This is a genomic window from Streptomyces sp. NPDC089919 (assembly GCF_040684615.1).
Lineage (GTDB): Bacteria > Actinomycetota > Actinomycetes > Streptomycetales > Streptomycetaceae > Streptomyces.
In genome coordinates this window covers 1-25,073 of the sequence record NZ_JBFBGK010000019.1, presented here as the reverse complement: position 1 = coordinate 25,073, position 25,073 = coordinate 1, and the positions used below count along the sequence as shown (strand labels likewise).

The following is a 25,073-nucleotide window of genomic DNA, read 5'->3' as shown; positions in this document are numbered from 1 at the left end:
CCCCGCTCGATACACTCGCTTGCATGTCCGCCCAGTCGCTGCTCGTCCCAGGGGAGCTCTCCCCCACCCGTTCCGTCCCCGGCAACATCCGGCGTCCCGAGTACGTCGGCAAGCCCGCGCCGACCCCGTACAAGGGGCCCGAGGTGCAGACCGCCGAAACGATCGAGGCCATGCGGATCGCCGGCCGCATCGCCGCCCAGGCGATGGGCGAGGCCGCGAAGCTGATCGCGCCGGGGGTGACCACCGACGAGCTCGACCGGGTCGCCCACGAGTACATGTGCGACCACGGCGCCTACCCCTCGACCCTGGGCTACCGCGGCTTCCCCAAGTCCCTGTGTGCCTCGGTCAACGAGGTCATCTGCCACGGCATCCCGGACTCGACGGTGCTGCGCGACGGCGACATCGTGAACCTGGACGTGACCGCCTACATCGGCGGCGTGCACGGCGACAACAACGCCACCTACCTGTGCGGCGAGGTGGACGAGGAGTCCCGCCTGCTGGTGGACCGCACCCGCGAGTCCCTGGAGCGGGCCATCAAGGCCGTGAAGCCGGGCCGCCAGATCAACATCATCGGCCGGGTCATCGAGTCGTACGCCAAGCGCTTCGGCTACGGCGTGGTCCGCGACTTCACCGGCCACGGCATCAACTCGTCCTTCCACTCCGGCCTGATCGTGCCGCACTACGACAGCCCGCACGCCACCACCCTCATCCAGCCCGGCATGACCTTCACCATCGAGCCGATGCTGACCCTGGGCACCCACGAGTACGACATGTGGGCGGACGGCTGGACCGTGGTCACCAAGGACCGCAAGCGGACCGCCCAGTTCGAGCACACCCTGGTGGTCACCGCAACCGGTGCGGAGATCCTGACGCTGCCGTAGCGTGGCGGAGGAAGCGTTTTACCGACAGGGCGTCGGGAAAGGGTGACTCGGGCTCCCGTCGCGCGGCACGGCTCGCGCGGGGGTCGCACGGCCGAGTCACCCGCCCGCCCGTCGTCGGCTCCCCGGAGGTCCGTCGTGGACAGCTTCGCCACCCTCATCCGCACCGCCTCGCAGACCCAGCACACCGAGGCCGAGACCTCGCCGTTCATGGCCGACCTGCTCGGCGGCCGGCTCGGGGTGGCGGCGTACGCGCGCTACACCGAGCAGCTCTGGTTCGTGTACCGGGCCCTGGAGGACGCGGCGCAGGCCCTGCGCTCCGATCCGGTGGCGGGCCCCTTCATCCGCCCGGAGCTGATGCGGGTGGCCGCGCTGGAGCGGGACCTGGCGCACCTGCGCGGGCCGGACTGGCGCGCCGGGCTGGCCGCGCTGCCGGCCACCGCCGGGTACGCCGAGCGGGTCGCGGAGTGCGCCCGGCGCTGGCCGGGCGGTTACGTCGCCCACCACTACACCCGCTACCTCGGCGACCTCTCGGGCGGGCAGATCATCCGGGACCGGGCCGAGCGGGTCTGGGGCTTCGCGCGCAAGGGCGACGGCGTGCGGTTCTACGTCTTCGAGGAGATAGCCAACCCGGCCGCCTTCAAGCGGGAGTACCGCGAGCTGCTGGACACCATCGCGGTGGACGACCTGGAGAAGCAGCGGATCGTCGACGAGTGCCGGCGGGCCTTCGCCTTCAACGGCGCGATCTTCCGCGAGCTGTCGGAGCAGTTCCCGCTGACCGCCTGAACAGCCGTCCTGTACACACGTCCGCCCCAGACGGCCGTCATGTACATACGTCCGCCCCAGACGGCCGTCTCACACGCCCGCCCCAGACGTACGTACGTCCATCCGCCCGCGGAATCGTTACGGCGTGGGCGGGGCGAAGCGGACGCGGCCGCCGAGCTCCACGGTGCCGTCCGGGCCGGGGGCGGTCAGCAGCTGGGAGCCGGCGCCCTGGCGGATGTTCAGGGCCCGGTTGAGCCGGGCGGTCAGGGCGATCGCGGCCGCGCCGGTGGCCTCGTCCTCGGCGATGCCGCCGCGCCGGGGAAAGCCCCGGGCCCGCACCCGCCCGGCCGTCTCGTCCTCCCAGGCCCAGGCGTACAGCCAGCCCTCGCCCGGCGGCGGGCTGGGCAGTGCGTCGACCTCGGCGGCGCTGGCGTACTGCTCCAGCCGGCGGCCCGCGGCCCAGTCGGCCCGGGCGGTGATCCAGGTGAACTCGCCGTCGCAGCGGGCCCAGACCTCGCCGGCGGGCACCACCAGCTCCTCGATGTCCAGCAGCCAGGCGGTGCCGACCAGCGGGTGGCCGGCGAAGGGCATCCGCATCCCGGGGGACCAGATGTCGACCACCCCCCGCTCGGGGTCGTCGACGAAGACCGTCTCGCTGAAGCCCAGCTCGGCGGCGAGCGCCTCGCGGGAGGCGTCGTCGGGGTAGGCCCGGCCGTCGCGGACCACGCCGAGGGCGTTGCCGTTGCCGCCGTCGGGGGCGCAGAAGACCTTGAGCACGTCGAGATCGTTCACGCCGGAATTCAAGCACGCATGCTGGTACACCCGGCGACTTGAACATCCCTTTACCTGTCCATGACCGCACCGTAGGGGTGCCGTGATGGCGCCGTAGCCCCGCCGGGCAGGTGTTAGGTGAATCACTGGACGAGTGGGTATCGGTCAGGTAAGCCTCGGTTAAGTTAGGTCCGCCTCACCCGGTCGCCTCTCCCCCGAGGCGGTCCTCTGACCCTCGCCAGGAGCCCGCATATGCGTCCCGTCCGCCTCTCCGTCGTGACCGCTGCCGCCGCAGCCGCCGCCCTGACCGCAGTCACCGGCTGCGCCGAGAAGAGCGACAAGGGCTCCGACGCGATCACCGTCAAGGCGACGGACACCGCCTGCGAGGTCTCGGTCAAGGAGTTCCCGGCCGGCAAGGTCGTCTTCGACGTGGAGAACAAGGGCTCCAAGGTCACCGAGGTCTACGTGCTCTTCCCGGACGACCGGATCGTCACCGAGCGGGAGAACATCGGCCCCGGCACCAAGGCCACCGTCACCGCCGAGATCAAGGCCGGCGACTACACCGTCGCCTGCAAGCCCGGCATGAAGGGCGACGGCATCCGCCAGCCCCTCAAGATCACCGGCAAGGGCGCCACCGCCGCGCGCAGCCCCGAGCTGGACACCGCCGTGGCCGAGTACCGCAAGTGGGTGCAGGAGCAGGCCGACGAGACCCTGCCGAAGGCCAAGGCCTTCGCCGAGGCGGTCAAGGCCGGCGACGTCGAGAAGGCCAAGACGCTGTACGCCGACTCCCGCCTGGGCTGGGAGCGCACCGAGCCGGTCGCCGAGTCCTTCGGTGACATCGACCCCAAGGTCGACGTCCGCGAGGACGGCCTGGAGGCCGGCCAGGACCCGGCCAAGGACTGGACCGGCTGGCACAAGCTGGAGAAGTCCCTCTGGGCCGACAAGAAGATCGGCGACAACGAGAAGAAGCTCGCCGACCAGCTGATCACCGACCTGACCGACTGGCAGAAGCGCGTCGGCAAGGCCGAGATCACCCCCACCTCGATGGCCAACGGCGCCAAGGAGCTCCTCGACGAGGTCGCCTCCGGCAAGGTCACCGGCGAGGAGGAGCGCTACAGCCACACCGACCTGGTCGACTTCAAGGCCAACGTCGAGGGCGCGCAGAAGGCCTACGAGCTGCTGAAGCCGCACGCCTCGAAGAACGACGCGAAGCTGACCGCCGAGCTGGACAAGCAGTTCGCGGCCATGGAGACCCTGCTCGACACGTACCGGACCGACAAGGCGTCGTACGTCTTCACCTCGTACGACAAGGTCGGCAAGGACCAGCGCAAGGAGCTCTCGGACGCGGTGAGCGCCCTGGGTGAGCCCCTGTCCCACCTCGCCGCCGCCGTCGCCAAGTAATCCTCCGCGCAATCCTCCAGGGGGTGCCACCCATGTCCGGGAAGCCTGAGATGTCCGAAGAGAACGCCGTGGTCGAGGAGACCGCCGTGGCCGAGCCGGCCCCCGCCGGCCAGGGCGGCCCCTCCCGCCGCTCCCTGCTGGGCTGGGGCGGCGCGGGCCTGGCCCTCGGCGCCGCCGCCGCGGGCGGCACGGCCGCCGCGCTCGGCAGCTCTGGCGACCCGGTGCCGGCCGCCCTCAGCGGCGCGGCGGTGCCCTTCCACGGCGCCCACCAGGCCGGCATCGCCACCGCCGTCCAGGACCGGCTGCACTTCGCCGCGTTCGACGTGAAGACCACGGACCGCGCCGAGCTGATCGAGCTCCTGAAGGAGTGGACCCGCGCGGCCGAGCGGATGACCGCCGGCCTGCCGGTCGGCGAGGGCGCGGTCGGCGGCCTCCCGGAGGCCCCGCCGGACGACACCGGCGAGGCCCTGGGCCTCAAGCCCTCCCGGCTCACCCTGACCGTCGGCTTCGGCCCCTCGCTCTTCGCCAAGGGCCGCTTCGGCCTGGAGGGCAGCCGGCCGGACGCGCTGGTCGACCTCGAGCGCTTCCCCGGCGACAACCTGGACCCGGCCCGCTCCGGCGGCGACCTGTGCGTCCAGGCCTGCGCCGACGACCCGCAGGTCGCCGTGCACGCCATCCGCCAGCTGGCCCGCATCGGCTTCGGCAAGGTCGCCATGCGCTGGTCGCAGCTCGGCTTCGGCAAGACCTCCTCGACGACCCCGGACGCGCAGACCCCGCGCAACATGATGGGCTTCAAGGACGGCACCCGGAACGTCTCCGGCACCGACGACGCCGCGCTCGACCGGCACGTCTGGGTCGCGCCCAAGGACGTCCCCGGCGCCGCCGCCTGGATGGCCGGCGGCTCGTACCTGGTGGCCCGCCGGATCCGGATGAACATCGAGACCTGGGACCGCACCTCGCTCGCGGAGCAGGAGGACGTCTTCGGCCGCGACAAGGCCGAGGGCGCCCCGGTGGGCAAGTCCAAGGAGCGCGACGAGCCCTTCCTGAAGGCGATGAAGCCGGACGCGCACGTCCGCCTCGCCCACCCGGACAGCAACCACGGCGCGACCATCCTGCGCCGCGGCTACTCCTTCACCGACGGCACCGACGGCCTCGGCCGCCTGGACGCCGGCCTGTTCTTCCTCGCCTACCAGCGCGACGTCCGCACCGGCTTCATCCCGGTGCAGCGCAGCCTGGCCGGCCACGACGCCCTCAACGAGTACATCCAGCACGTGGGCTCGGCGGTCTTCGCCGTCCCGCCGGGCGTCCGCGGCAAGGACGACTGGTGGGGCCGGGCGCTGTTCGCCTGACGGCGCCGCACCCCGTAGCCCGTAGCTCGCAGAGGAGGGAACCACCGTGTTCAGCAACTACCTGATCGGCCTGCGCGAGGGTCTGGAGGCCAGCCTGGTCGTCTGCATCCTCGTCGCCTACCTGGTCAAGACCGGCAACCAGCACAAGCTGCCGGCCATCTGGGCCGGCGTCGGCATCGCCGTCGCCATCAGCCTCGCCTTCGGCGCGGGGCTGGAGTTCGGCAGCTCCGAGCTCACCTTCAAGGCGCAGGAGGCGCTGGGCGGCAGCCTGTCGATCCTCTCCGTCGGCCTGGTGACCTGGATGGTCTTCTGGATGAAGCGCACCGCGCGGCACCTGAAGGCCGAGCTGCACGGCAAGCTGGACGCGGCCCTCGCCATGGGCACCGGCGCGCTGGTGGGCACCGCCCTGCTGGCCGTGGGCCGGGAGGGGCTGGAGACCTCGCTCTTCGTCTGGGGCTCGGTGCGGGCCGCCGGCGACGGCGCGGGCCCGCTCACCGGGGCGCTGCTGGGCATCGCCACCTCGATCCTGCTGGGCTGGCTCTTCTACCGCGGTGCGCTGAAGATCAACCTGGCGAAGTTCTTCACCTGGACCGGCGGGATGCTGGTCGTGGTCGCCGCGGGCGTGCTCGCGTACGGCGTGCACGACCTCCAGGAGGCCGACTTCCTCGGCGGCCTGGGCACCACGGCCTTCGACATCAGCGCCACCATCCCGCCGGACAGCTGGTACGGCACGCTCCTCAAGGGCACCTTCAACTTCCAGCCCGACCCGACCGTCCTCCAGGTCACGGTGTGGGCGCTGTACCTGATCCCCACGCTGGCGCTCTTCCTGGCCCCGGTAGGGTTTCGTCCGTCGACGGGGGCGAAGGAGCAGAAGGTTGAACGGGGTGGGAAGGCTGACCAGGCGGGGCCTGCTGACGGCACTGCTGAGCGCGGCGGCGCTGACGGCGAGCGGCTGCGTGACGGTGCACGGGGAGCAGGCGCTCGTACCGTCGGCGACCAGGCCTGAGGCCGCGACGGCCCTCAAGGACTTCCTCGTCACGTACAACAAGGCCGAGCAGGCCTATGACGCCCGGCTGCTGGACGCCGTGGTGGCCGGGCCCTACGGGGACGGCAAGAAGGCCGGCCTGCGGACCCTCAAGGCCCTCAAGCCGGGCGGGAACACCAAGTTCAAGCCGCTGGTGCTGAGCGACGCCTCCTTCGTCATCCCGAAGGCCACCGGCTGGCCGCGCTTCTTCGTCGCGAACACCGACAGCAACCGGGACACCGGGACCTCTAAGGCGAGCAGCCGCGTGATGCTGGTCTTCACCAAGTTCGCCGCCGACCTGCCGTGGAAGGTCACGTACGTGGCCGTCCTGATGCCGCAGGAGGTGCCGGCCTTCACGACGGACCCGCAGGGCTGGGCCGAACCGCTCGACCCGCACGCGACGGACCTGGCGATCGCGCCGGCCGAGCTGAGCAAGCGGTACACCGCCTACCTGGCGGACGGGCGGCCCAACGGCTTCGCGCCGGGGGACGAGACCACCGGCCGGCGGGCCGTGCGGGCCCGGTACGCCGACAAGCCGGGCATGACCACGCAGTGGATCGACCAGCCGCTGGACGCGGGCGCGTACCTCCCGATCGGGCTGCGCACGCAGAACGGCGGCGGCTTCGTCTTCTTCTCCTCCCGGCACGTCGAGCAGCAGAAGATCGACAAGTCGGTGAAGGGGGCCAAGCTGCCGACCAGCGCGAGCCTGCGGGCCCTGATCACGGGCACGGCCGACACGACGCTGGTACGGGAGTTCCTGTCGGCCCAGACGGTCTCGGTCCCCCCGGCCGGGCCGGCCGGCGCCAAGGCCCTCTTCCTCAGCCGCACCCAGGCCCTGGTCTCCGCCCAGGGCTCCTGACTGCGGCCGCCCCGGTCACCACAACCGGTCGATCGTGCCCGGGTACAGACCGATGCGGGCACTGGTGAAGAGCGGGCGGGCGGCGCGGGCCCGGTCGGTGAAGAACGCCCCCATGGTGACCTTGTCGAAGCCGGCCCGATCGCTGGGAAACGGCTCCTCGGGCGTCCCGCCCACCAGCACGCTCCCACCCAGCTCCGCCCACCCGGCCGCCCGGTAGAACCGCGCCAGCCCCCGGTCACAGGTGAACAACCCGACCTCGACGGCGACCGGTTCGGCCCTGCCTGACGGGTCTCTTCCGTCGGGCGGGACCGTCCCTTCGGCCAGGGCCGTGCGGGCGGCCTCGGCCAGGCGGCGGCCGTGGCCCCGGCCGCGGGCGGCGGGGTGGGTGACGACGGCACTCAGGCCGGCGGCGCGCCACTGTTCGCCGGCGTGGTGGAGCGTCTTGAACAGCAGGTCCAGGGCGGCGAGTACGCGGCCGTCGGCGTCGACCAGGACCATGGAGCGGGGGCGCAGCAGCGGATCGTGCCCGTACGTCGCCTCGCCCTCGGGCGGCCAGGCCTCGTCCTGCAGCGCCTCCACCTGCACCCGCAACGCCCCGGGCAACTCCCCGTACATCTCAATCCGCATCCCCCCAGTCTGCCCCCGCCGAGCGCAACCGGGCCGCGGTGGGGCGGTCAGCCTCGGCCGATGTAGGGCATGTTGGTGGCAAGGACCGTGGTGAACTGGATGTTCGCCGACAGCGGCAGGGACGCCATGTGGAGCACCGTCCGCGCCACGTCGTCCGCCGCCATCACCGGCTCGACCGCCAGCGACCCGTTCGCCTGCAGGATCCCGGTCTGCATCCGCTCCGTCATCTCCGTGGCGGCATTGCCGATGTCGATCTGCCCGCAGGCGATCCCGTACGGCCGGCCGTCCAGCGAGAGCGACTTCGTCAGGCCGGTCACCGCGTGCTTGGTCGCCGTGTAGGCCACCGAGTTCGGCCGCGGCACCTGCGCCGAGATGGAGCCGTTGTTGATGATCCGGCCGCCCTGCGGGTCCTGCTCCTTCATCTGCCGGAAGGCCGCCTGCGCGCACAGGAACGCCCCGGTCAGGTTCACGTCCACCACCGAACGCCACGCCTCGTAGGAGATGTCCTCCAGCGCGACCCCGGCCGGCCCGAACGTGCCCGCGTTGTTGAAGAGCAGGTCGAGCCGCCCGTACCGCTCCCGGACGGCCCCGAAGAGCGCGGCCACCTCCGCCGGGTCGCTCACGTCCGCCGGTACGCACAGGACCTCCGCGGACCCGGCCGCCGCGGCCGTCTCCTCGAGCGCGGCGAGGCGCCGGCCGGCCAGCGCCAGGGACCAGCCCGCCCCGGCCAGTGCGAGCGCCACGGACCGGCCGATGCCGGAGCCCGCGCCGGTCACTACAGCGATCTTCTTCTGAGGTGCGTCCATGAGGCCGCAGAGTACGGGACGAGCAGACCCGGCCCCCGGACGTTCCGCCTGCTGAAACGCACGGTGCGCGGGGGCATGCGCGCACACGATGGGGAGGCCCCATGAGCGACACCGGACCCGCGCCCGGAACGACCGCCACCGCCGCCTCGGCCGCCCCCGCCCGGGGCCCGGGACGCCGCGGCCTCCCCCAGCCCGCCGGTCCGCCCGGCACCACCGCCGCCCGCCGCACCGGCCTGCTGGTCACCTTCCTGCTCGGGGCGCTGAGCGCGATCACCCCGCTCACCATGGACATGTACCTGCCGGCCCTGCCGGAGATCACCGACGAGCTCGCCAGCCCCGCCGCGGCGATCCAGCTCACCCTGACCGCCTGCCTGGCCGGCACCGCGCTCGGCCAGCTGGTGGTGGGCCCGCTCAGCGACCGGTACGGCCGGCGCCGGCCGCTGCTGGCCGGTCTGGCCGGGTACGTCCTGGCCAGTCTGGCCTGCGCGGTGGCGCCGAGCGTCGGGCTGCTGATCGGCTGCCGGCTGGCCCAGGGCCTGGCCGGCTCGGCCACCATCGTGATCGCCCGGGCCTGCGTCCGGGACCTGTACGACGGCATGGAGATGGCCCGCTTCTTCTCCACGCTGCTGCTGATCTCGGGGGCGGCCCCGGTGATCGCCCCGCTGATCGGCGGGCAGTTGATGCGGTTCGCGCCCTGGCGGGCGGTGTTCCTGGTGCTGGCCGCCTTCGGGGTGCTGCTGGCGCTGGCGGTCTGGCGGCTGCTGGCCGAGACGCTGCCGCCGGAGCGGCGCAACTCCGGCGGTCCGGCCGCGGCCCTGCGGACCATGCGGGGGCTGCTGCGGGACCGGGTCTTCACCGGCTACATGCTGGCCGGCGGCTTCACCTTCGCCACGATCTTCTCGTACATCACCGCCTCGCCCTTCGTGATGCAGGAGGTCTACGGGGCCTCCCCGCAGGCCTTCAGCCTGCTCTTCGGGCTCAACGCGGTCGGCCTGATCATCGCCGGCCAGGTCAACGGCAAGCTGCTGGTGGGCCGGGTGCCGCTGGACCGGCTGCTGTCGGGCGCGCTGCTGCTCAGCGTGGCCGCGACCACCTCGCTGGTCCTGCTGACCACGGGGGTGTTCGGGTCGGCGGGGCTGGTGCCGGTGGCGGCGAGCCTGTTCGTGATGATGTCGGCGATGGGCGTCGCGCTGCCCAACACCAACGCGCTGGCCATGATGCACACCCCGCACGCCGCCGGCAGCGCCTCCGCGCTGCTGGGCACCGCGCAGTTCCTGGTCGGCGCGGCGGCCTCGCCGCTGGTGGGCCTGGCGGGCGAGGGGACGGCGGTCCCGATGGCGGTGGTCCAGCTGTCCTGCGCGCTGGCGGCGGCGGGCTGCCTGCGCTTCCTGTGCCGCCCGGCGGCGGCCGGGGACACGGCACCGGCCGGGAGGACCGCACCGGCCGGGGGCACCGCGCCGGCCGCCTAGACTCTTCAGGTGAACGCCATCCCCACCGCCGACGCGCTGCGCGGCGCGCTCGCCGGGCTGCTCGACGGCCTCCCGCCCAAGCAGGCCTCGGCCGCCGTCGAGCGGCTGATCGCCAACTACCGGGGCCGCACCCCGACCGACGCGCCCGTGCTGCGCGACCGCTCCGACGTCGTCGCCTACGCGGCGTACCGGATGCCGGCCACCTTCGAGGCGGTGCGCTCGGCCCTGGCGGCCTTCGCGGACGCGGCGCCGGGGTTCGCCCCGGCCTCCCACGTGGACGTCGGCGGCGGTACCGGCGCGGCGACCTGGGCGGTGGACGCGATCTGGGCGGGCCCCCGCCGGACCACGGTCCTGGACTGGGCGGAGCCGGCGCTGGCGCTGGGCCGGGAGCTGGCCGGGGCCTCCGGGTCGCCGGTGCTGAAGGACGCGCAGTGGAGCCGGGCCGTGATCGGCACGGCCCTGGCGCTGCCGGCGGCGGACCTGGCGACGGTCTCGTACGTCCTGGGCGAACTGACCGAGCAGGCGCGGACGGCCGTGGTGGCGGAGGCGGCGCGGACCGCACAGGCCGTGCTGGTCGTCGAGCCGGGGACGCCGGAGGGCTACCTGCGGATCCGGGCGGCCCGGGACCAGCTGATCGCGGCCGGTTTCACGGTCGCGGCGCCCTGCCCGCACTCCGGCGCCTGCCCGATCGAGGTGGGCGCGGACTGGTGCCACTTCTCGGCCCGGGTGAGCCGGTCCTCCCTGCACCGGAAGGTCAAGGGCGGGTCGCTGGCGTACGAGGACGAGAAGTTCAGCTACGTGGCGGCGACCCGGTTCCCGGTCGAGCCGGCCGCCTCGCGGATCACGCGGCGTCCGCAGATCCGCAAGGGCCAGGTCCTCCTGGACCTCTGCGGCCCCGACGGCCTCTCCCGCACCACGGTCACCAAGCGCCACGGCACCCTCTACCGCGCCGCCCGCGACACCGACTGGGGCGCCCCCTGGCCCCCGCCCGAGGCCGACCCGGCCGAGTAGCGGCGGGCCGTGTTGCGCTGTGCGCAACGGCCGTTGCGCAGAGGGCACATGGGTCGGACGATGGCGGCATGTTGCGGTTCGAGTTCACGGCGCCCGTCATGCCGGTGCTGGTCATCGAGGAGCCGGCCGACGCCGTGCCGGTCGCCCGGGCGCTGGTGGCCGGCGGGCTGACCGCGGTCGAGATCACGCTGCGCACGCACCGCGCCCTGGAGGCGATCCGGGCCGTCCGCGACGAGGTCCCGGAGGCCGTGGTCGGCGCCGGTACCGTGCTGCGCGCCGGGGACGCCGAGCGGGCGGTCGCGGCCGGGGCGCGCTTCCTGGTCAGCCCCGGCTGCTCGGCGGGGCTGCTGGCGGCCTTCCGGGCCAGCGGGGTGCCCTGCCTGCCGGGGGTCTCCACCGCCTCGGAGGTGCAGGTGCTGCACGAGCAGGAGGTCCGGGACTTCAAGTTCTTCCCCGCCGAGGCCGCGGGCGGCACCCGCTACCTGCGCTCCCTCGCGGGGCCCTTCCCGGCGGCGCGCTTCTGCCCGACCGGCGGCATCACGGCGGCCGCCGCACCCGACTACCTCGCGCTGCCGAACGTCGCCTGCGTCGGCGGCAGCTGGCTGCTCCCCCCGGACGTGCTGGCCGCCCGGGACTGGGGCCGGGTCACGGCCCTGGCGGCCGCGGCCGCCGTGCTGGCCGGACCGGCCGCCCGCTGAGGCGGCACCGGCCCGGGACGGGTCAGCGGCTCAGCGGCCAGGCCACCGCGTGGGCGTCGTGGTCGGCCTCGGCCGCGTGCTGGGCGCAGGCGTCGGTCAGGGTCTCCAGCAGGGTCAGCGGGTCCGGGAGGGGGTTCTCCGGTCCGCGGATCCAGCGGACGGACTGCTCGCCCGGCAGCTCGGCCGGGGGGACGAGGACGTAGCTGCCGCGGCAGTGCCAGCGCAGCCCCGGGTGCTCGTCCATGGTCTCGGGGTGGCAGTCCAGCTCACAGGGCCACCACTCGTCCTCGTCCTCGGGGGTGCCGCGGGTGGCGGTGAAGAACATCAGCCGGCCGTGCGTCTCGTCGTCCGAGGACTGGACGACCGGGCCGGGCTCGATCCCGGCGGCCAGCAGCCTCTTGAGGGCGGCCCGCCCGGCGGCCAGCGGGACGTCCAGGACGTCGTGGACCATGCCGGTCGCGGTGATGAAGTTGGCCTGCGGGTGGTTGCGGGCCCAGCGCTCGATCTGGCCGCGGTCGGTGGTGGACTGGGTCTGCCACGCGAAGGAGAGCGGGTGCCGGGCGGGGGTGGGGCAGCCCATGCGGTCGCACGAACATCGATAGCCGACCGGATGGGCCGCGGGGGCTATCGGCATCCCCGCCGCCGCCACGGCCAGCAGCATCGTCTCGCGGTCACGCCCGGGGTCCTCGGCGACGGCGGGCTTGCGCAGCCGGCCCAGCCACTGGGAAATCCTGTTCTGCTCACCGCGTTTGACGCGGTCGGATCCAGACCCCATGTATCCCCTCATCCTCCGTCGGCCCCGGCAGACCGTTCCATGCTCCCACCATCCTGGGCCCCGGGTGACCGCACTCCTCAACCGGGGCCGCGGACCCCTACCTTCCGCTCCCCTCACCCCCTCGACAAATAGGCCCATATATCGACAATCAACCCGTGCGGGGACCGGCCTCCGCACGTGTGTGCCGCCTCCCCGCCCGGATCCGGGCAGCGCCCCGGTGACTTTCGCCACCCTCCGTTCGCCCTCCGCGACCACAAACCACCCGAACAGTTCAATGCGCGGCCGGGCCGGAGGAGAGACGATTCTCTTCCGCGCCGCCAACCCTCGCGTCGCGGTCGTCGTGTCCCGTGAGGAGCCTTCTTTGCGCCGAGACGCCACACCCCGCCGGTACCTGATGTGCCCACCCACGCACTTCAAGGTCACGTACTCCATCAACCCGTGGATGGATCCCGCCAAGCCGGTGGACCTGTCGTTGTGCATGACCCAGTGGGAGGACCTGCGCGACCGCTACCGGGCGCTCGGCCACACCGTGGAGCTGCTGGAGCCCCGCCCCGAGCTGCCGGACATGGTCTTCGCGGCCAACGGCGCCACCGTCATCGACGGCCGGGTGCTGGGCGCCCGCTTCGCCTATCCGGAGCGGACCGCCGAGGCCGAGGAGCACCTGGCCTGGTTCCGGGCCCACGGCTTCACCGACGTCCACGAGCCCTCGCACGTCAACGAGGGCGAGGGGGACTTCGCGGTCACCGCCTCGTACGTGCTGGCCGGCCGGGGCTTCCGGTCCTCGCCGCTCTCGCACGACGAGGCGCAGGAGTTCTTCGGCCGCCCGGTGATCGGGCTGGACCTGGTGGACCCGCGGTACTACCACCTGGACACCGCGCTGTCGGTGCTGGACGGCGACGAGGTCATGTACTTCCCCGACGCCTTCTCGCCGGGCAGCCGGGCGGTGCTGCGCCGGCTCTTCCCCGACGCGCTGATCGCCACCGCCGCCGACGCGGCCGCGCTGGGGCTCAACGCCGTCTCGGACGGGCACCACGTCCTGCTCCCGCAGGCGGCGGTGGGGCTGTTCGCCCCGCTGCGGGCCCGCGGCTTCGAGCCGCTGGGCATGGACCTGGGCGAACTCCTCAAGGGCGGTGGCAGCGTGAAGTGCTGCACGCAGGAGCTGCGGCCGTAGACCGGCGGGCGGGGTCCGGCCGGTCTACGGCCGGGCCCCGCACCCGGGTCAGTGGATCTCGGTGACCACCACGTCCAGGGACCAGGCCTTGCCCGGCTTGGCCGGCGCCTCGCCCTCGACCAGGTAGCCCAGGTCCCGCAGCGCGGTGCGCAGCTCGGCCGGGCCGGCCGGGACGGTGCCGGTCCGCAGCAGGTCCCGGACCAGCCGGCCCTTGGTGGCCTTGTTGAAGTGGCTGACCACGGACCGCTTCTCCACGCCGTCCACGATCTGCGACTGGAGCACCCGCACGGTGGCGGTCCGCCCGGCGACCTCGCCCTTGGGCTTCCAGGCCGAGGCGTAGGCGGCCGAGCGCAGGTCCAGCACCAGCCCGTCGCCGGCCGCGGCCGGCATGACCTCGGCCATCGGGGTCCGCCAGTACGCCCCCAGCGCGCCGAGGGCGGGCAGCTTGACGCCCATCGAGCAGCGGTAGGAGGGGATCCGGTCGTCCACGCCGACGGCACCCCACAGGCCGGAGAAGACCAGCAGGGTGCGCGAGGCCAGGGCGCGGGCGGCCGGTTCGAGCCCGGCCAGGTCCAGGGCGTCGTAGAGGACGCCGGTGTAGATCTCGGCGGCCGGGCGGGCGGCGGCGGTGCGCAGCTCGGCGTTCTTGGCGACCTCGCCGCGCAGGCCCTCGCTCAGCCCCAGCACCTCGCGGGCCTTGTCCTCGTCGCCCGCGCACAGCTCGACCAGTTCCTCGAAGACCGCGGCCCGGGCCGCGGCCAGCCCCGGCAGGGAGAGCCCCTCGGGCTTGAGCGGTGCGCCGGAGCCGCCGGCGGCCTTTCCTTCGGACGGCGGCAGCAGCACGAGCACGGGGTTCTCCTTCTTCACGTACGGGACGGGGGTGCGGCCCCGCCACCAGCGTAGGGGGTGCCGGGCGGGCTCCCGGCCGCCGTCCGCCGTGCGGGCGCCCCTCCCCCGCCCTACGCTCGGGGCATGCCCCGCCGCCCGATGCGCCTGTCCGAGGACGCCGAAGCCGCGCTGCGGTCCGCCCTGCAGAAGCTGCGGACCCGGCTCCAGGTCCCCGCCGCCTTCCCGCCGGCCGTGCTGGCCGAGGCCGAGGCCGCCGTGCACGCGCCGAGCCTGCCCGACGAGGACGCCACCGAGCTGCCGCTGTTCACGATCGACCCGCCGGGCGCCAAGGACCTCGACCAGGCGATGTACCTGGAGCGGCGGCCCGGCGGCGGCTTCCGGGTGTACTACGCCATCGCCGACGTGGCGGCCTTCGTCCCGCCCGGCGGGGCGCTGGACACCGAGGCCCACAAGCGGGTCGAGACGCTGTACTTCCCCGACGGCAAGGTGCCGCTGCACCCGCCGGCCCTCTCGGAGGGCGCGGCCAGCCTGCTGCGGGACCAGAACGCCCCGGCCCTGCTGTGGCAGCACGACCTGGACGCGCACGGCGAGGTCGTGCGGTCCACGGTCCGCCGGGCGCTGGTCCGCAGCCGGGCCCAGCTGGACTACGCGGCGGTCCAGCGGGCCATCGACGCGGGCACGGCCGAAGAGCCGCTGGTCCTGCTGCGCGAGGTCGGCACGCTGCGCCAGGCCGTCGAGGTGGCGCGCGGCGGCATCTCGCTCGACCTGCCCGACCAGGAGGTCACCTTCGAGGACGGGCAGTTCCGGCTGACCTACCGGGCCCAGCTGCCGGTGGACGGGTGGAACGAGCAGATCTCCCTGATGACCGGCATGGCCGCGGCGAAGATCATGCTGGACAGCGGGGCGGGCGTGCTGCGGGTGCAGGGCACCAGCGCGCCGGACGTGGTCGCCCGGGTGCACGCGATCGCCGCGTTCCTGGGCATCGACTGGCCGCACCACCTCTCGTACGCCGACCTGGTGCGCAGCCTGCGACCGGAGACGAACCAGAAGCACGCCGCCTTCCTGCACGAGGCCCGGGCCATGCTGCTCAAGGCGGAGTACACCTCCTTCACGGACCACCACCCGCCGGCCCTGACGATGCACGCGGCGATCGCCGCGCCCTACGCCCACGCCACCGCCCCGCTGCGGCGGCTGGTCGACCGGTACAGCGGCGAGCTGGCCGTGGCGGCCTGCGCCGGGCAGGACCCGCCCGCATGGGTGCTGGCCGCCCTGCCGGGCCTCCCCGCGGACATGAAGCGGAGCAAGGGCAGCCAGGCGGACGGGGGTTCCGTGGACATCATGGAGGCGGCGCTGCTGCTGCACCGCAAGGGCGAGTTCTTCGACGCCGCGCTGGTGGACACGGACGCGGAGAAGGGCCACCCGGAGCGCGGTCAGGTGCAGCTGGCGGACCCGCCCGTGGTCGCCAGGGTCGGCGCGGACCGGGACCTCTCGCCCCTGCTGGGCACGACCGTCCGGGTCCGTCTCGACCAGGCGGACCCGGCGGCCGAGCACGACCAGGTGCTCTTCACGCTCTCGTAGCGGCCGCCCGCAGCGCCCCGACCAGGGCGGCCGGGTCGTCGGCGTGGAACCGCAGGCAGGTCGCCTCGCCCCGGGCCCCCAGCGGCCGGAGGTACGCCAGCGGCCGGGTGAGTGCCACGCTGACGGTGGTCTGGCTGCCCACGACCAGGTCCAGGCTCCCGTCCGGACCGGCCTGGAGCAGCCGGCCCTCGGGATAGCGCCGGTCCACCCGTACGGAGGCGATGGCGTCGGCCGGTACCTCCAGGTCGAACAGCGCGCCGTACCGCACCCGCAGGGACCCGTCGGCGCGCACCACGTGCGGCCGCGTCACACAGGCCGCGTGCAGGGCGAGCACCAGCACGATCCCGTACAGGTCGAGCACGAGCACCGCCCGGTGCACGGCCGGCCAGGGGATCAGCAGCGCCAGGCCCACCGTCTCGATCACGGAGACGAAGAGCATGCCGTACACCATCGCGGTCTGGGGGCCGGTGTACCCGGCGGCCAGGTCGCCGGCGCGGACGCCGTGCCGGCGCCGCCGCACCCACAGCCAGAGCGAGGCCAGTCCGCGCAGTTCGTGGGCGACCAGCCGGCGCAGCCACACCGGTGTCGCGGCCGGGGCCGTCGTCCTCGTCATGTCCCGCCGTCCTTCCGTGCCGCGGTGATCTTCTGCTGCATGCCGGCCATCAGGAGCCGGACCACCTCCGCCTGGGCGGGGGCGAAGTCCTCGAGGAGCGCCCGGGTGAAGCCGGGGGCCGCGGGCCCGGCGGCGGGCAGGGCCGCCAGCACCTCGGGGGGCACGGCCGCGACCAGGTCCCGGGCCAGCGGGCCGATCCGGGGGTCGTCCGGGGCCGCGTCCACCAGCTCGTCCAGCCGCTCGTAGAGGGCGAGCACGCCCGGGTCGGCGGCCAGCGGGGCGAGGGCGGCGTAGAGCTCCGCGCCGCCGGTGCCCGCGGTGTCCAGCAGGGCCAGGTGCTCCCGGTCCTTGGCGGCCGTCGGGGAGTCGGTGGCGGGGGCGGTGGCCAGCAGGGCCGCCAGGGCGGGCGAGAGCGCCTCGGTGTCCCCGTCGGGCGCCTCGCGCAGCGCGGCCAGCCGACGGCGGCGCTCCCGGATCTCCGCCTCCTGCCGGGCCAGGTCGGCGTCCAGCTCCGCCAGTACCTCGGCCAGCTCGCGGCCGGCCTCGTCGGCGAGCACGTCGCGCACCTCGTCCAGGGCCAGGCCCAGCTCGGTCAGCCGCCGGATCCGGGCCAGCAGGACGGCGTCCCGCACGGTGTACGCGCGGTAGCCGTTGGCCCGGCGGTGGGGCTCGGGCAGCAGCCCGACATGGTGGTAGTGCCGGATCGCCCGGGTGGTGACCTGGGGGCACCTCCCAGCGGTAGCTGGGGGAGAGGGCGGCGATCTCTCCGATCCGCATGGGGCCAGTAGAAACCCTGCCGCTGCGGCAGGGTCAAGCGGCGCCCGCGGGCCCGGGTAGCATGGTCACCACGGCAGACGAGCCGGCCGGACGGCCGCGTCGGGGAACGCAAAAGCCCCGCCGAGGAACGTCCGGGCTCCACAGGGCAGGGTGGTGGGTAACGCCCACCCGGGGTGACCCGCGGGACAGTGCCACAGAAAACAGACCGCCGGGGGCTTCGGCCCCCGGTAAGGGTGAAACGGTGGTGTAAGAGACCACCAGCGCCTGAGGTGACTCAGGCGGCTAGGTAAACCCCACCTGGAGCAAGGTCAAGAAGGACCGGAGCGATCCGGTCCTGCGCGGACGTTCGAGGGCTGCCCGCCCGAGTCCGCGGGTAGACCGCACGAGACCGGTGGCAACACCGGTCCTAGATGGATGGCCGTCTCCCCGGCGACCGCGAGGTCTCCGGGAGACAGAACCCGGCGTACAGGCCGACTCGTCTGCCGCCTTTCCGCCGGGCCCCCCCTATCTACTGCGCCCCCTGGGTGCGACTAGCGCAGGCCGGACTGCGAGCGGATGGTCAGCTTGCCCTTCTCGAAGAGGAAGCTGGCCGCGCCGAAGGTGCTGGACTGGGTGCACTCGTACATCGAGCTGTAGTAGCCGCCGGTCGACGAGGCCTGGGCGACGCGCACGCAGGTGCCCGAGCCCGCGATCGCCTTCATCTGCGCGATGGTCTTGCCCTTGGTGATCTTGAGGTACTTGGCCTTCGTCATCTTGCCGTTGGACGTGCCGCCGTCCAGGCCGGCCTGGGTCTTGATGCCGAGCTTGTTGTTGCTGAAGGTGAAGGACGCGGTGCTGTAGGCCTTGTTGCCCTTGCAGTCGTACGTCTTGTAGGTGATACCGCCGCCGGAGGAGCTGTCGACCAGCTTGCAGGCGCCGGTGCCCGCGGTGGCCTTCAGGGTGGCGATGGAGCTGCCGAGCTTGACCTTGTCGTACTCGGCCTTGGTGATGGACGCGGTGGCGGCGGAGGCCGTGGTCGCGGTGGCCAGGCCCATGGCCGCGGCGAGCACGGGCACGGCGAGCAGACGCATGCGGGACATTCCGGTTTCCTTCGTCAGAAGTGGCGACTCGCACGGAGCGAGCCGAAGATCACCGGAATGGTGCACACACTTTCGAGCCACCCGGAAGGGGGCATTTTTCGGAAGGATGCCGTCCGGCTGAACCGGACGACACCCCTCCGACCTGCGTCAACGCAGGTTCACCGCAGATGTGACGTGTCGTTCAGCAGCCGGACCGAGGCGTTCCCGTCGGTGTAGTACGCCACCGCCGAGAGCGAGGCCGCGGCCAGCTCCATGCGGAACAGCGCCTCCGGCGGCGCCCCGAGGGCGAGCCGCACCAGCGTCTTGACCGGGGTCACGTGGGTGACCAGCAGGACGGTGCGGCCCTGATGGCGGGTCAGCAGCCGGTCCCGGGCGGCCGTGACGCGGCGGGCGACCGCGGCGAAGCTCTCGCCGCCGGGCGGCGCCGCCTTGGGCGAGGCCAGCCAGGCGTCCAGCTCCGCCGGGAAGCGCTCGCGCGCCTCGGCGAAGGTCAGGCCCTCCCAGGCGCCGAAGTCCGTCTCCCGCAGCCCCTCCTCGACGGTGACGTCGAGGCCGAGGCGCTGGGCCACCGCCTGGGCGGTCTGCCGGCAGCGCCGCAGCGGGGAGGTGACGATCTCCTGGATCGTGCCGCGGGCGGCCAGCGAGGCGGCCACCGCCTCGGCCTGCCGCAGCCCGGCCGGGGACAGCTCCGGGTCGGTGCCGCCGCTGCCGGAGAACCGCTTCTGGGGCGTGAGCGCCGTCTCGCCGTGCCGCAGCAGCACGAAGGTCGCGGGGGTGCCCAGGTCGGGGGCGCCCCAGCCGGGGGCGCCGCTGGTCGCGGCCGCCGGGGCCTCGGTGGCCACGGCCGCGGGGGCCGGGGCCGGGGCTGCGGCGTTCCGCGCCGCGCTGCCGGCCGCGAGCGCCGCCCGGGCCGCCGCGGCGCCCGCCGCCGCGTCCCCGGGGGGACCCGCGGGCGGCGGCACGGCCAGGGCGCGGGCGGTGCCCGCGTCCAGGGCCGCCGAGGAGGCCGAGGGGGCCCACTGCTTGCCCTTCTTGCCGGCGTCCATGGCTTCGTTGGCCAGCCGGTCCGCGTGCTTGTTCTGCTCGCGCGGGATCCACTGGTACGTCACCTGGCGGCCGGGCAGGACCCGGGCGGCCTCGGCGGCCAGCGGCTTCATGTCCGGGTGCTTGATCTTCCAGCGGCCGGACATCTGCTCGACGACCAGCTTGGAGTCCATCCGGACCAGGACCTCGGCGTCCGGGAAGAGCTCGGCCACCGCCTTGAGCCCGGCGACCAGGCCCTTGTACTCGGCGACGTTGTTCGTCGCGACGCCGATGTACTCGGCCCGCTCGGCCAGCGTCTCGCCCGTCGCCGGGTCGAGCACGACCGCGCCGTAGCCGGCGGGCCCCGGGTTGCCCCGGGAGCCGCCGTCCGCCTCGACGACCAGTCGCATCAGATGCCCGAGTCGGCCGTACGGACCAGGATCCGGCCGCAGTTCTCGTGCCGCACCACCTTGTCGCGGGCCGCGGCCTTGATCTCGTTGATCTCGGCCATGTCCAGCTCGATCTGGCAGCCCATGCAGCGGCGCTGGTACAGCTTGGCCGCGCCCACGCCGGCCTGCTTGGCGCGGATCTTCTCGTACAGGGCGATCAGGTCGGCCGGCACGGAGCCGGAGACGACCTCGCGCTCCTTGGTGACCGAGGCGGCCTCGGCGTCCAGCTCGGCGGTGGCGGCGTCCCGGCGGGAGGTCGCGTCGTCGGTCTTGGCCTGCACGGAGGAGACGCGCTCGGTCAGCTCGGTGACCCGCTCGGCGGCGGACTCGCGGCGCTCCATGACCTCGAGGACCACGTCCTCCAGGTCGCCCTGGCGCTTGGCGAGGGAGACCAGCTCGCGCTGGAGGTTCTCCAGGTCGCGGGGCGAGGAGACGGCGCCGGAGTCCAGGCGCTGCTGGTCGCGGACCGCGCGCTGGCGGACCTGGTCGACGTCCTGCTCCGCCTTGGTCTGCTCGCGGGCGGTGTCGCTCTCCTCGGTCTGGGCGGCGATCAGCAGGTCGCGCAGCTGGGCCAGGTCCTTGGTGAGGGAGTCGAGCTCGGCGTGCTCGGGCAGCGACTTGCGCTTGTGGGCGAGCTGCGACAGCCGTACGTCCAGGGCCTGGACGTCGAGAAGTCGGATCTGGTCGGCGGGCTCGGCGTTCAGTTGGGGGCTCCATCGGTAGTGGTGGGGACGGTGGACGGCGCGTGGCCGGTCCAGGGGTCGGTGACCGTGTGCGAGACGTGGGTGCGCAGACCCCAGCCGTGCCGGTCGGAAATCGCGTCGAGCTGGGCCGCGGCCTGCTCGCACCAGGGCCACTCGGTGGCCCAGTGGGCGGCGTCGACGAGGGCCGGCGGGCCGGTCTCGCGCGCCTCGGACACCGGGTGGTGCCGCAGGTCGGCGGTCAGGAAGGCGTCCACCCCGGCCGCCCTGACCTGCGGGAAGAGGCTGTCGCCGGAGCCGCCGCTGACCGCGACGGTACGGATGACCGCGTCGGGGTCGCCGGCCACCCGGATGCCCTGGGCGGTACGCGGCAGCCGGGCTGCGGCGCGGGCGGCGAACTCGCGCAGGGTCTCGGGGCGGTCCAGCTCGCAGATCCGGCCCAGGCCCCGGCGGCCCGCCGGGTCGGTGGGGTCGGGTACCAGCGGGCCGGTGATCCGCAGGTCCAACGCGCCGGCCAGGGCGTCGGAGACGCCGGGGTCGGCGGTGTCGGCGTTGGTGTGCGCCACGTGCAGGGCGATGTCGTGCTTGATGAGCGTGTGCACGACCCTGCCCTTGAAGGTGCCGGCCGAGACGGTCGTGGTGCCGCGCAGCCAGAGCGGGTGGTGGGTGACGACCAGGTCGGCACCGATGCGCACGGCCTCCTCGGCGATCTCCTGGACCGGGTCCACCGCGAACAGCACGCGGCCGACCTCGGCGTCCGGGTCGCCGCAGACCGTTCCGACCGCGTCCCACTGCTCGGCCCGCTCGGGGGGCCAGAGGGCGTCGAGCGCGGCGATGACTTCAGACAGACGGGGCACGGAGCCAAGGCTACCGTCCGTAGGGCCGCCGGCCGGTCCCACGGCCCGGCAGCACAACCGCATCGGCTTCCTCAGGCGAATCGCCCGGTGGCCACCCTTATGTGTGAAGCGGGTGTGCTCGTGTTGTTCGGCAGGAAGTGCGAAAACTAGCTTCCTCGCTGGAGGTGACGTACCGATGACAGCCTGTGCCATCGAGACCGCCGCTCCCGCCTTCACGATCGCCGCGGACGGCTCGTACGCCGCGCGGCTGGCGGGCGACGGAGAGGCCCGGTTCCCCGAGCGCTGGACGTTCGAAGGTCCCGAGCCGTACGCGGTGCCGCTCCCCCTGGAGCAGCCCGAGGAGGCCGACAGCGAGGTGCTGCCGCTGGCCGACGGGCGGGTGCTGATCCACCGCCGGGTCGCGGACCGGCACGCCTTCGCCCTGCTCTACCCGACGGGGCACGCGTCGGGACCGCGCACCGGCGAGCTGCCGCTGGGCACCATCGCCGCCGAGGAGGGCCAGCGGGTCCGGCTGCTGCCGCCCGCGCCGGACGGCCGCAGCGCCTACGCCCTGGTCGTCGGGCGCAAGGGCAGCGCGCTCTGGCTGGTCGCCGGGGACGGCGGTACGGGCACCCCGGTGCCGCGCCCCGCGGGCACCGGCACCGCCGGGGGCGGGCCGGTGCCGGTGGCGGAGGTCGCGGGCGCCTGCTCGGGGGGCGTGTGGCTGGACCGGGCGGGCCGGCTGCTGGCCCTGGACCGGGAGCTGGGCGGCCGGGTCAAGGCGGTCTCGGTGGACCTGAGCCGGGGCGGCGAGGTCACCCCGCTGCTGCAGATCGCCGAGGAGAGCGAGGACCGGCTGCTGCTGGCGGAGCCGGACAGCGGGCTGCTGCTGATCCGCTCCGACGCGCCCGGGGAACCCCGGCTGGGCTGGGGGGTGCTGGGCAGCGCCCGGCCGGTGCGGTTCCCGGAGTGCCTGCGGGCGGCGGGGGCGTCGGCGGTGCCGTTCGCGGTGCAGCCGGGCCAGGCGCTGATGCCGGAGAGCTCCGCGGTGGCGCTGCGGCTGCCGGGCGAGGGGGATGCCCCGGACGAGCTGGGGCTGTGGCGGCCGGCCGACAAGCGGCTGTTCCGGCTGCGGCCGCCGGTGGGCTGGCTGGGCGGGACCGGCCTGTGGACCCGGGAGGGCACGCTGCGACTCCCCTACGCCACCCCCGAGGTGCCGTGCGGGGTGCTCGCCACGGCCATTCCGCATCCGGTCCCGGCGATAAGGGTGATCCCCGTCTCGGTGCCCGCGCAGCCGCCCGCCGGAGCGGCCGGACCCGCCGGGTCGAAGCCGGCCCCGCGGCCGGTACCGCTCCAGGAGGCTCCGCTGACCGGGCGGTGAGCAGGACGGCGGCCGGGGTGGCGGCTTGACGGTGCGTCCAGAAACGCTTGAGGACGGCTCGGCGGGCGATTCGCACTCGGAGACTGTCGGTGCGGTCTGGTTAGATGCCTCTGCGACTGGGGGAACGGCTGCGTCAGGGGGGCACGGCCGACAGTCCGAGTAGTGAAGACGGAGTGACTTCGCAGATGTCTCAAGCCATGACCGACACCATGCAGGCGCGCCCGGCGGGGGCCGAGGGCCGCGGCCGGCACCGCGGCGGGGCCGCCCCGGCGGAGGAATCGGCCAAGCCGGTCGTCGGCCGCCACCGCCGGACCTCCGGCGGTTCCACCGCCACCGCTTCCGCTTCGGCTCCGGCCGGGGCCTCGCTGGAGGTCTGACCGGCCGGGGTGAACCGGCCCCGCGGGCCGGTGAGTTGCCGTACAGGGCCCGGGGAGCAGCCGCTCCCCGGGCCCTGTTGTGCGTCCGGGGGCCGGCCCGGGTGTGACGCGCCTGGCGGCAAAACCCCATTGACCTGCAAAGTTTTTGGCGGAGATGATCTCCGGCGTGATTCTTTCCCATGACGCGGCCGGATCCGGCCCTGCCCTCGTCCTCCTCCACTCCGGCGTCTGCGACCGCCGCATGTGGGACCCGCAGTGGGAGGCGTTCCAGGCCGCCGGCTACCGGGTGGTCCGCGCCGACCTCCGCGGTTTCGGCGAGACGCCGGCCGAGGCGGGCGACTACGACCCGATCGCGGACGTGTGGGAGCTGCTGGACTCGCTGGGCATCGAGCGGGCCGCGTTCGTCGGCGCCTCGTACGGCGGCAAGCTGTCGCTGGCCGTCGCGGCCCGGCACCCCGAGCGGGTCACGGCCCTGGCGCTGCTCGCCTCCGGGCTGCCCGGCCGGGCGCCGAGCGAGGAGATCCGCGCCTGGGGCGCCCGGGAGGACGCACTGCTGGAGGCGGACGACCTCGAGGGCGCGGTGGCCCTGAACGTCGACACCTGGCTGGGCCCGGAGGCCTCCGCCGAGACGCGGGCGGCGGTGGCGGAGATGCAGCGCCACGCCTTCACCGTGCAGTTGGCGGCGGAGGCGGCGGCCGTGGCGGCCGCCGAGGCCGCCGGGCCGGAGGCGGCTGAGGCCGAGCCCGAGGCCGAGCCGGAGCCCGCGGCCGCCGAGGAAGCCCCGCAGCCCGCGCCGGAGTTCGACCTCTCCGGGATCACCGCGCCGGCGCTGTCCGTGGGCGGCGCCCACGACTTCGCCCACCACCGCGAGCTGGCCGCGGAGCTGGCCGTCCTGCTCCCCCACGCCCGCCACCGGGAACTCGACTGGGCCGGCCACCTCCCGTCCCTGGAGCGCCCGGAGGAGATCACCGCCCTGCTCCTCGACTTCCTCACCGAGGCCGGCGTACGCGCCTGACGCCCGGACCGCACACCGGTGCCCCGGCCGACTCCTGTCGGCCGGGGCACCGGTGCGTCCGGGCCGTCAGTGGGCGGCCGCGGCGGCCTGGCGGGCGGCGACGTACCGGCTGGTGACGTACATCGGCAGGGCGAAGCCGGCGACCTGGACGAGGGTGGCGGCGGTGGAGTGGGCCTGACCGGCGTGGTCGAGGAGGGCGAGGGCGGCGGCGGTCAGGGCGAAGGCGCCGGTCCAGACGGCCGTGATGACGGTGTTGGCCCGGACGAAGGGCTTGGTGCCCCACACCGCCCGGGGCGTGCCGCGCTTGGCGATGCCGAGCGTGAAGGGCTTGCGGACCAGCAGCGAGACCCCGGCGATCAGGGCGAGCGTGCCGGCGGAGAGGGCGGCCGAGTAGGCGTGCAGGCCCGAGTCCGGGTCGGCGAAGGCGAGGGCCGCCAGGACCGCGAAGAAGGCCGCCGAGCCGGTCTCGATGATCAGCGCGTCGAAGCCAGCCCCGGCCCGCCGCTCCTGCAGGGCCACCCCCACCGCCACCACCAGCGCGGCGAGCGCGCCCCACTGCCACCGGAGTGGCATGTCCGGCTCCCCGGAGAGTGGCGACTCCAGCCCGCCGGCGCTTGAGGCGCGGGGCCCGGGGCGGCGCCCCGGGACCTGGACCCGCCCACCCATGACGGCCGCCGCACCGGGGACGTCCCGATCGCCCCCGGGGAGTGGCATATCCAGCCCCGCCGGCGATTGAGGCGCGGCTTCCGGGCCCGCGCCCGGCCGCTGCGCGAAGCCAGACCCCACCCCAG

Annotated in this window: 25 protein-coding genes, 1 other RNA gene and 1 pseudogene; 15 read left to right on the top strand and 12 right to left on the bottom strand. The window is 74.1% G+C overall.

The features are described from left to right. Positions 1–23 precede the first annotated feature (23 nt). Positions 24–881 (top strand): type I methionyl aminopeptidase, encoded by an 858-nt coding sequence (gene map / locus AB0O40_RS11115; RefSeq protein WP_365038240.1) that lies wholly within the window; start codon positions 24–26, stop codon positions 879–881. Positions 882–1,016: 135 nt separating this feature from the next. Next, complete coding sequence (locus AB0O40_RS11110) at positions 1,017–1,664, top strand: biliverdin-producing heme oxygenase (RefSeq protein WP_365038237.1); 648 nt, start codon at positions 1,017–1,019, stop codon at positions 1,662–1,664. A 117-nt stretch (positions 1,665–1,781) separates the two neighbouring features. On the opposite strand, the gene AB0O40_RS11105 is transcribed toward AB0O40_RS11110, so the two are convergent. Continuing rightward, entirely contained in the window at positions 1,782–2,435 is a 654-nt protein-coding gene (locus tag AB0O40_RS11105; protein ID WP_365038235.1) for a PhzF family phenazine biosynthesis protein, read from the bottom strand. Positions 2,436–2,666: 231 nt separating this feature from the next. Here AB0O40_RS11105 and efeO point away from each other — a divergent pair, with 231 nt between their 5' ends. The 4 genes from efeO to AB0O40_RS11085 are packed head-to-tail and all read left to right on the top strand — an operon-like array spanning position 2,667 to position 7,047. Continuing rightward, the gene (efeO, locus tag AB0O40_RS11100; RefSeq protein ID WP_365038232.1) at positions 2,667–3,815 is read left to right on the top strand and encodes an iron uptake system protein EfeO; all 1,149 of its coding nucleotides are present in this window, start codon (positions 2,667–2,669) and stop codon (positions 3,813–3,815) included. Between the two features lie 50 nt (positions 3,816–3,865). Continuing rightward, positions 3,866–5,164 carry an iron uptake transporter deferrochelatase/peroxidase subunit gene (efeB, locus tag AB0O40_RS11095; RefSeq protein WP_365038229.1) on the top strand — a complete coding sequence of 433 codons (1,299 nt, stop codon included), beginning with the start codon at positions 3,866–3,868 and terminating at the stop codon, positions 5,162–5,164. A 46-nt stretch (positions 5,165–5,210) separates the two neighbouring features. After that, a complete protein-coding gene (efeU, locus tag AB0O40_RS11090; protein WP_365038226.1) occupies positions 5,211–6,170 on the top strand; it encodes an iron uptake transporter permease EfeU in 960 nt (319 codons plus the stop codon). Beyond that, positions 6,058–7,047, top strand: a complete 990-nt coding sequence (locus AB0O40_RS11085; protein WP_365038420.1) for a hypothetical protein — start codon at positions 6,058–6,060, stop codon at positions 7,045–7,047. The genes efeU and AB0O40_RS11085 overlap by 113 nt, the downstream gene beginning before the upstream one ends. A gap of 15 nt (positions 7,048–7,062) precedes the next feature. Here AB0O40_RS11085 and AB0O40_RS11080 read toward each other — a convergent pair whose 3' ends face one another. Together AB0O40_RS11080 and AB0O40_RS11075 are read right to left on the bottom strand one after the other, a co-directional pair. Continuing rightward, on the bottom strand, positions 7,063–7,674 hold the full coding sequence (locus AB0O40_RS11080) for a GNAT family N-acetyltransferase (protein WP_365038223.1): 612 nt from the start codon (positions 7,672–7,674) through the stop codon (positions 7,063–7,065). A 47-nt stretch (positions 7,675–7,721) separates the two neighbouring features. Then, positions 7,722–8,480 carry an SDR family oxidoreductase gene (locus tag AB0O40_RS11075; RefSeq protein WP_365038220.1) on the bottom strand — a complete coding sequence of 253 codons (759 nt, stop codon included), beginning with the start codon at positions 8,478–8,480 and terminating at the stop codon, positions 7,722–7,724. A gap of 101 nt (positions 8,481–8,581) precedes the next feature. On the opposite strand from AB0O40_RS11075, the gene AB0O40_RS11070 reads away from it, so the two are divergent. The 3 genes from AB0O40_RS11070 to eda all read left to right on the top strand — a co-directional run bounded on the left by AB0O40_RS11070 (position 8,582) and on the right by eda (position 11,658). Beyond that, entirely contained in the window at positions 8,582–9,949 is a 1,368-nt protein-coding gene (locus tag AB0O40_RS11070; RefSeq protein ID WP_365038217.1) for a multidrug effflux MFS transporter, read from the top strand. 9 nt (positions 9,950–9,958) lie between these two features. After that, positions 9,959–10,960 (top strand): small ribosomal subunit Rsm22 family protein, encoded by a 1,002-nt coding sequence (locus tag AB0O40_RS11065; RefSeq protein ID WP_365038214.1) that lies wholly within the window; start codon positions 9,959–9,961, stop codon positions 10,958–10,960. A gap of 68 nt (positions 10,961–11,028) precedes the next feature. Next, positions 11,029–11,658 (top strand): bifunctional 4-hydroxy-2-oxoglutarate aldolase/2-dehydro-3-deoxy-phosphogluconate aldolase, encoded by a 630-nt coding sequence (gene eda, locus AB0O40_RS11060; RefSeq protein WP_365038211.1) that lies wholly within the window; start codon positions 11,029–11,031, stop codon positions 11,656–11,658. Positions 11,659–11,680: 22 nt separating this feature from the next. On the opposite strand, the gene AB0O40_RS11055 is transcribed toward eda, so the two are convergent. After that, positions 11,681–12,433 carry a bifunctional DNA primase/polymerase gene (locus AB0O40_RS11055; protein ID WP_365038208.1) on the bottom strand — a complete coding sequence of 251 codons (753 nt, stop codon included), beginning with the start codon at positions 12,431–12,433 and terminating at the stop codon, positions 11,681–11,683. A 361-nt stretch (positions 12,434–12,794) separates the two neighbouring features. Here AB0O40_RS11055 and ddaH point away from each other — a divergent pair, with 361 nt between their 5' ends. Continuing rightward, entirely contained in the window at positions 12,795–13,604 is an 810-nt protein-coding gene (ddaH, locus tag AB0O40_RS11050; RefSeq protein ID WP_365038205.1) for a dimethylargininase, read from the top strand. 48 nt (positions 13,605–13,652) lie between these two features. On the opposite strand, the gene yaaA is transcribed toward ddaH, so the two are convergent. Further along, positions 13,653–14,453, bottom strand: coding sequence for a peroxide stress protein YaaA (gene yaaA / locus AB0O40_RS11045; RefSeq protein WP_365038417.1), 801 nt, complete (start codon positions 14,451–14,453; stop codon positions 13,653–13,655). A 123-nt stretch (positions 14,454–14,576) separates the two neighbouring features. Between yaaA and AB0O40_RS11040 the strand changes: the two genes are divergently transcribed. Next, a complete protein-coding gene (locus AB0O40_RS11040) occupies positions 14,577–16,031 on the top strand; it encodes an RNB domain-containing ribonuclease (RefSeq protein WP_365038202.1) in 1,455 nt (484 codons plus the stop codon). On the opposite strand, the gene AB0O40_RS11035 is transcribed toward AB0O40_RS11040, so the two are convergent. After that, positions 16,018–16,644 (bottom strand): hypothetical protein, encoded by a 627-nt coding sequence (locus tag AB0O40_RS11035; RefSeq protein ID WP_365038199.1) that lies wholly within the window; start codon positions 16,642–16,644, stop codon positions 16,018–16,020. The genes AB0O40_RS11040 and AB0O40_RS11035 overlap by 14 nt on opposite strands. Next, positions 16,641–17,421: pseudogene (locus tag AB0O40_RS11030) on the bottom strand (MerR family transcriptional regulator). Before AB0O40_RS11030 ends, AB0O40_RS11035 begins: the two are co-directional and overlap by 4 nt. A gap of 78 nt (positions 17,422–17,499) precedes the next feature. Here AB0O40_RS11030 and rnpB point away from each other — a divergent pair. After that, positions 17,500–17,903: RNase P RNA component class A (gene rnpB, locus AB0O40_RS11025), an RNA gene on the top strand. A gap of 48 nt (positions 17,904–17,951) precedes the next feature. Here the strand turns inward: rnpB and AB0O40_RS11020 are convergent. The 4 genes from AB0O40_RS11020 to AB0O40_RS11005 all read right to left on the bottom strand — a co-directional run bounded on the left by AB0O40_RS11020 (position 17,952) and on the right by AB0O40_RS11005 (position 21,530). Beyond that, a complete protein-coding gene (locus tag AB0O40_RS11020) occupies positions 17,952–18,500 on the bottom strand; it encodes a hypothetical protein (RefSeq protein ID WP_365038196.1) in 549 nt (182 codons plus the stop codon). A gap of 158 nt (positions 18,501–18,658) precedes the next feature. Continuing rightward, a complete protein-coding gene (locus tag AB0O40_RS11015; RefSeq protein WP_365038193.1) occupies positions 18,659–19,933 on the bottom strand; it encodes a bifunctional RNase H/acid phosphatase in 1,275 nt (424 codons plus the stop codon). Then, positions 19,933–20,676 carry a C4-type zinc ribbon domain-containing protein gene (locus AB0O40_RS11010; protein WP_365038414.1) on the bottom strand — a complete coding sequence of 248 codons (744 nt, stop codon included), beginning with the start codon at positions 20,674–20,676 and terminating at the stop codon, positions 19,933–19,935. Before AB0O40_RS11010 ends, AB0O40_RS11015 begins: the two co-directional genes overlap by 1 nt. Next, on the bottom strand, positions 20,673–21,530 hold the full coding sequence (locus AB0O40_RS11005; RefSeq protein WP_365038190.1) for a Nif3-like dinuclear metal center hexameric protein: 858 nt from the start codon (positions 21,528–21,530) through the stop codon (positions 20,673–20,675). Before AB0O40_RS11005 ends, AB0O40_RS11010 begins: the two co-directional genes overlap by 4 nt. Before the next feature lie 175 nt (positions 21,531–21,705). Between AB0O40_RS11005 and AB0O40_RS11000 the strand changes: the two genes are divergently transcribed. From AB0O40_RS11000 to AB0O40_RS10990, 3 genes are all read left to right on the top strand, one after another. After that, complete coding sequence (locus AB0O40_RS11000) at positions 21,706–22,890, top strand: hypothetical protein (protein ID WP_365038187.1); 1,185 nt, start codon at positions 21,706–21,708, stop codon at positions 22,888–22,890. 185 nt (positions 22,891–23,075) lie between these two features. Next, entirely contained in the window at positions 23,076–23,267 is a 192-nt protein-coding gene (locus AB0O40_RS10995; protein WP_365038184.1) for a hypothetical protein, read from the top strand. 166 nt (positions 23,268–23,433) lie between these two features. Continuing rightward, positions 23,434–24,282 carry an alpha/beta hydrolase gene (locus AB0O40_RS10990; protein WP_365038181.1) on the top strand — a complete coding sequence of 283 codons (849 nt, stop codon included), beginning with the start codon at positions 23,434–23,436 and terminating at the stop codon, positions 24,280–24,282. Positions 24,283–24,348: 66 nt separating this feature from the next. On the opposite strand, the gene AB0O40_RS10985 is transcribed toward AB0O40_RS10990, so the two are convergent. Beyond that, positions 24,349–24,855, bottom strand: coding sequence for a hypothetical protein (locus AB0O40_RS10985; RefSeq protein ID WP_365038178.1), 507 nt, complete (start codon positions 24,853–24,855; stop codon positions 24,349–24,351). Between the last annotated feature and the right edge of the window lie 218 nt (positions 24,856–25,073).

Bases quoted from the DNA above. Each gene is read 5' to 3' on its own strand.
- AB0O40_RS11020 (WP_365038196.1), bottom strand. From the start codon at position 18,500: ATGTCCCGCATGCGTCTGCTCGCCGTGCCCGTGCTCGCCGCGGCCATG.
- AB0O40_RS11040 (WP_365038202.1), top strand. From the start codon at position 14,577: ATGCCCCGCCGCCCGATGCGCCTGTCCGAGGACGCCGAAGCCGCGCTG.
- AB0O40_RS10995 (WP_365038184.1), top strand. From the start codon at position 23,076: ATGTCTCAAGCCATGACCGACACCATGCAGGCGCGCCCGGCGGGGGCC.
- AB0O40_RS10985 (WP_365038178.1), bottom strand. From the start codon at position 24,855: ATGCCACTCCGGTGGCAGTGGGGCGCGCTCGCCGCGCTGGTGGTGGCG.
- AB0O40_RS11070 (WP_365038217.1), top strand. From the start codon at position 8,582: ATGAGCGACACCGGACCCGCGCCCGGAACGACCGCCACCGCCGCCTCG.
- AB0O40_RS11035 (WP_365038199.1), bottom strand. From the start codon at position 16,644: ATGACGAGGACGACGGCCCCGGCCGCGACACCGGTGTGGCTGCGCCGG.
- AB0O40_RS11080 (WP_365038223.1), bottom strand. From the start codon at position 7,674: ATGCGGATTGAGATGTACGGGGAGTTGCCCGGGGCGTTGCGGGTGCAG.
- AB0O40_RS11000 (WP_365038187.1), top strand. From the start codon at position 21,706: ATGACAGCCTGTGCCATCGAGACCGCCGCTCCCGCCTTCACGATCGCC.
- efeB (WP_365038229.1), top strand. From the start codon at position 3,866: ATGTCCGAAGAGAACGCCGTGGTCGAGGAGACCGCCGTGGCCGAGCCG.
- AB0O40_RS11015 (WP_365038193.1), bottom strand. From the start codon at position 19,933: ATGCGACTGGTCGTCGAGGCGGACGGCGGCTCCCGGGGCAACCCGGGG.
- map (WP_365038240.1), top strand. From the start codon at position 24: ATGTCCGCCCAGTCGCTGCTCGTCCCAGGGGAGCTCTCCCCCACCCGT.
- eda (WP_365038211.1), top strand. From the start codon at position 11,029: ATGTTGCGGTTCGAGTTCACGGCGCCCGTCATGCCGGTGCTGGTCATC.
- efeO (WP_365038232.1), top strand. From the start codon at position 2,667: ATGCGTCCCGTCCGCCTCTCCGTCGTGACCGCTGCCGCCGCAGCCGCC.
- AB0O40_RS11055 (WP_365038208.1), bottom strand. From the start codon at position 12,433: ATGGGGTCTGGATCCGACCGCGTCAAACGCGGTGAGCAGAACAGGATT.
- AB0O40_RS11075 (WP_365038220.1), bottom strand. From the start codon at position 8,480: ATGGACGCACCTCAGAAGAAGATCGCTGTAGTGACCGGCGCGGGCTCC.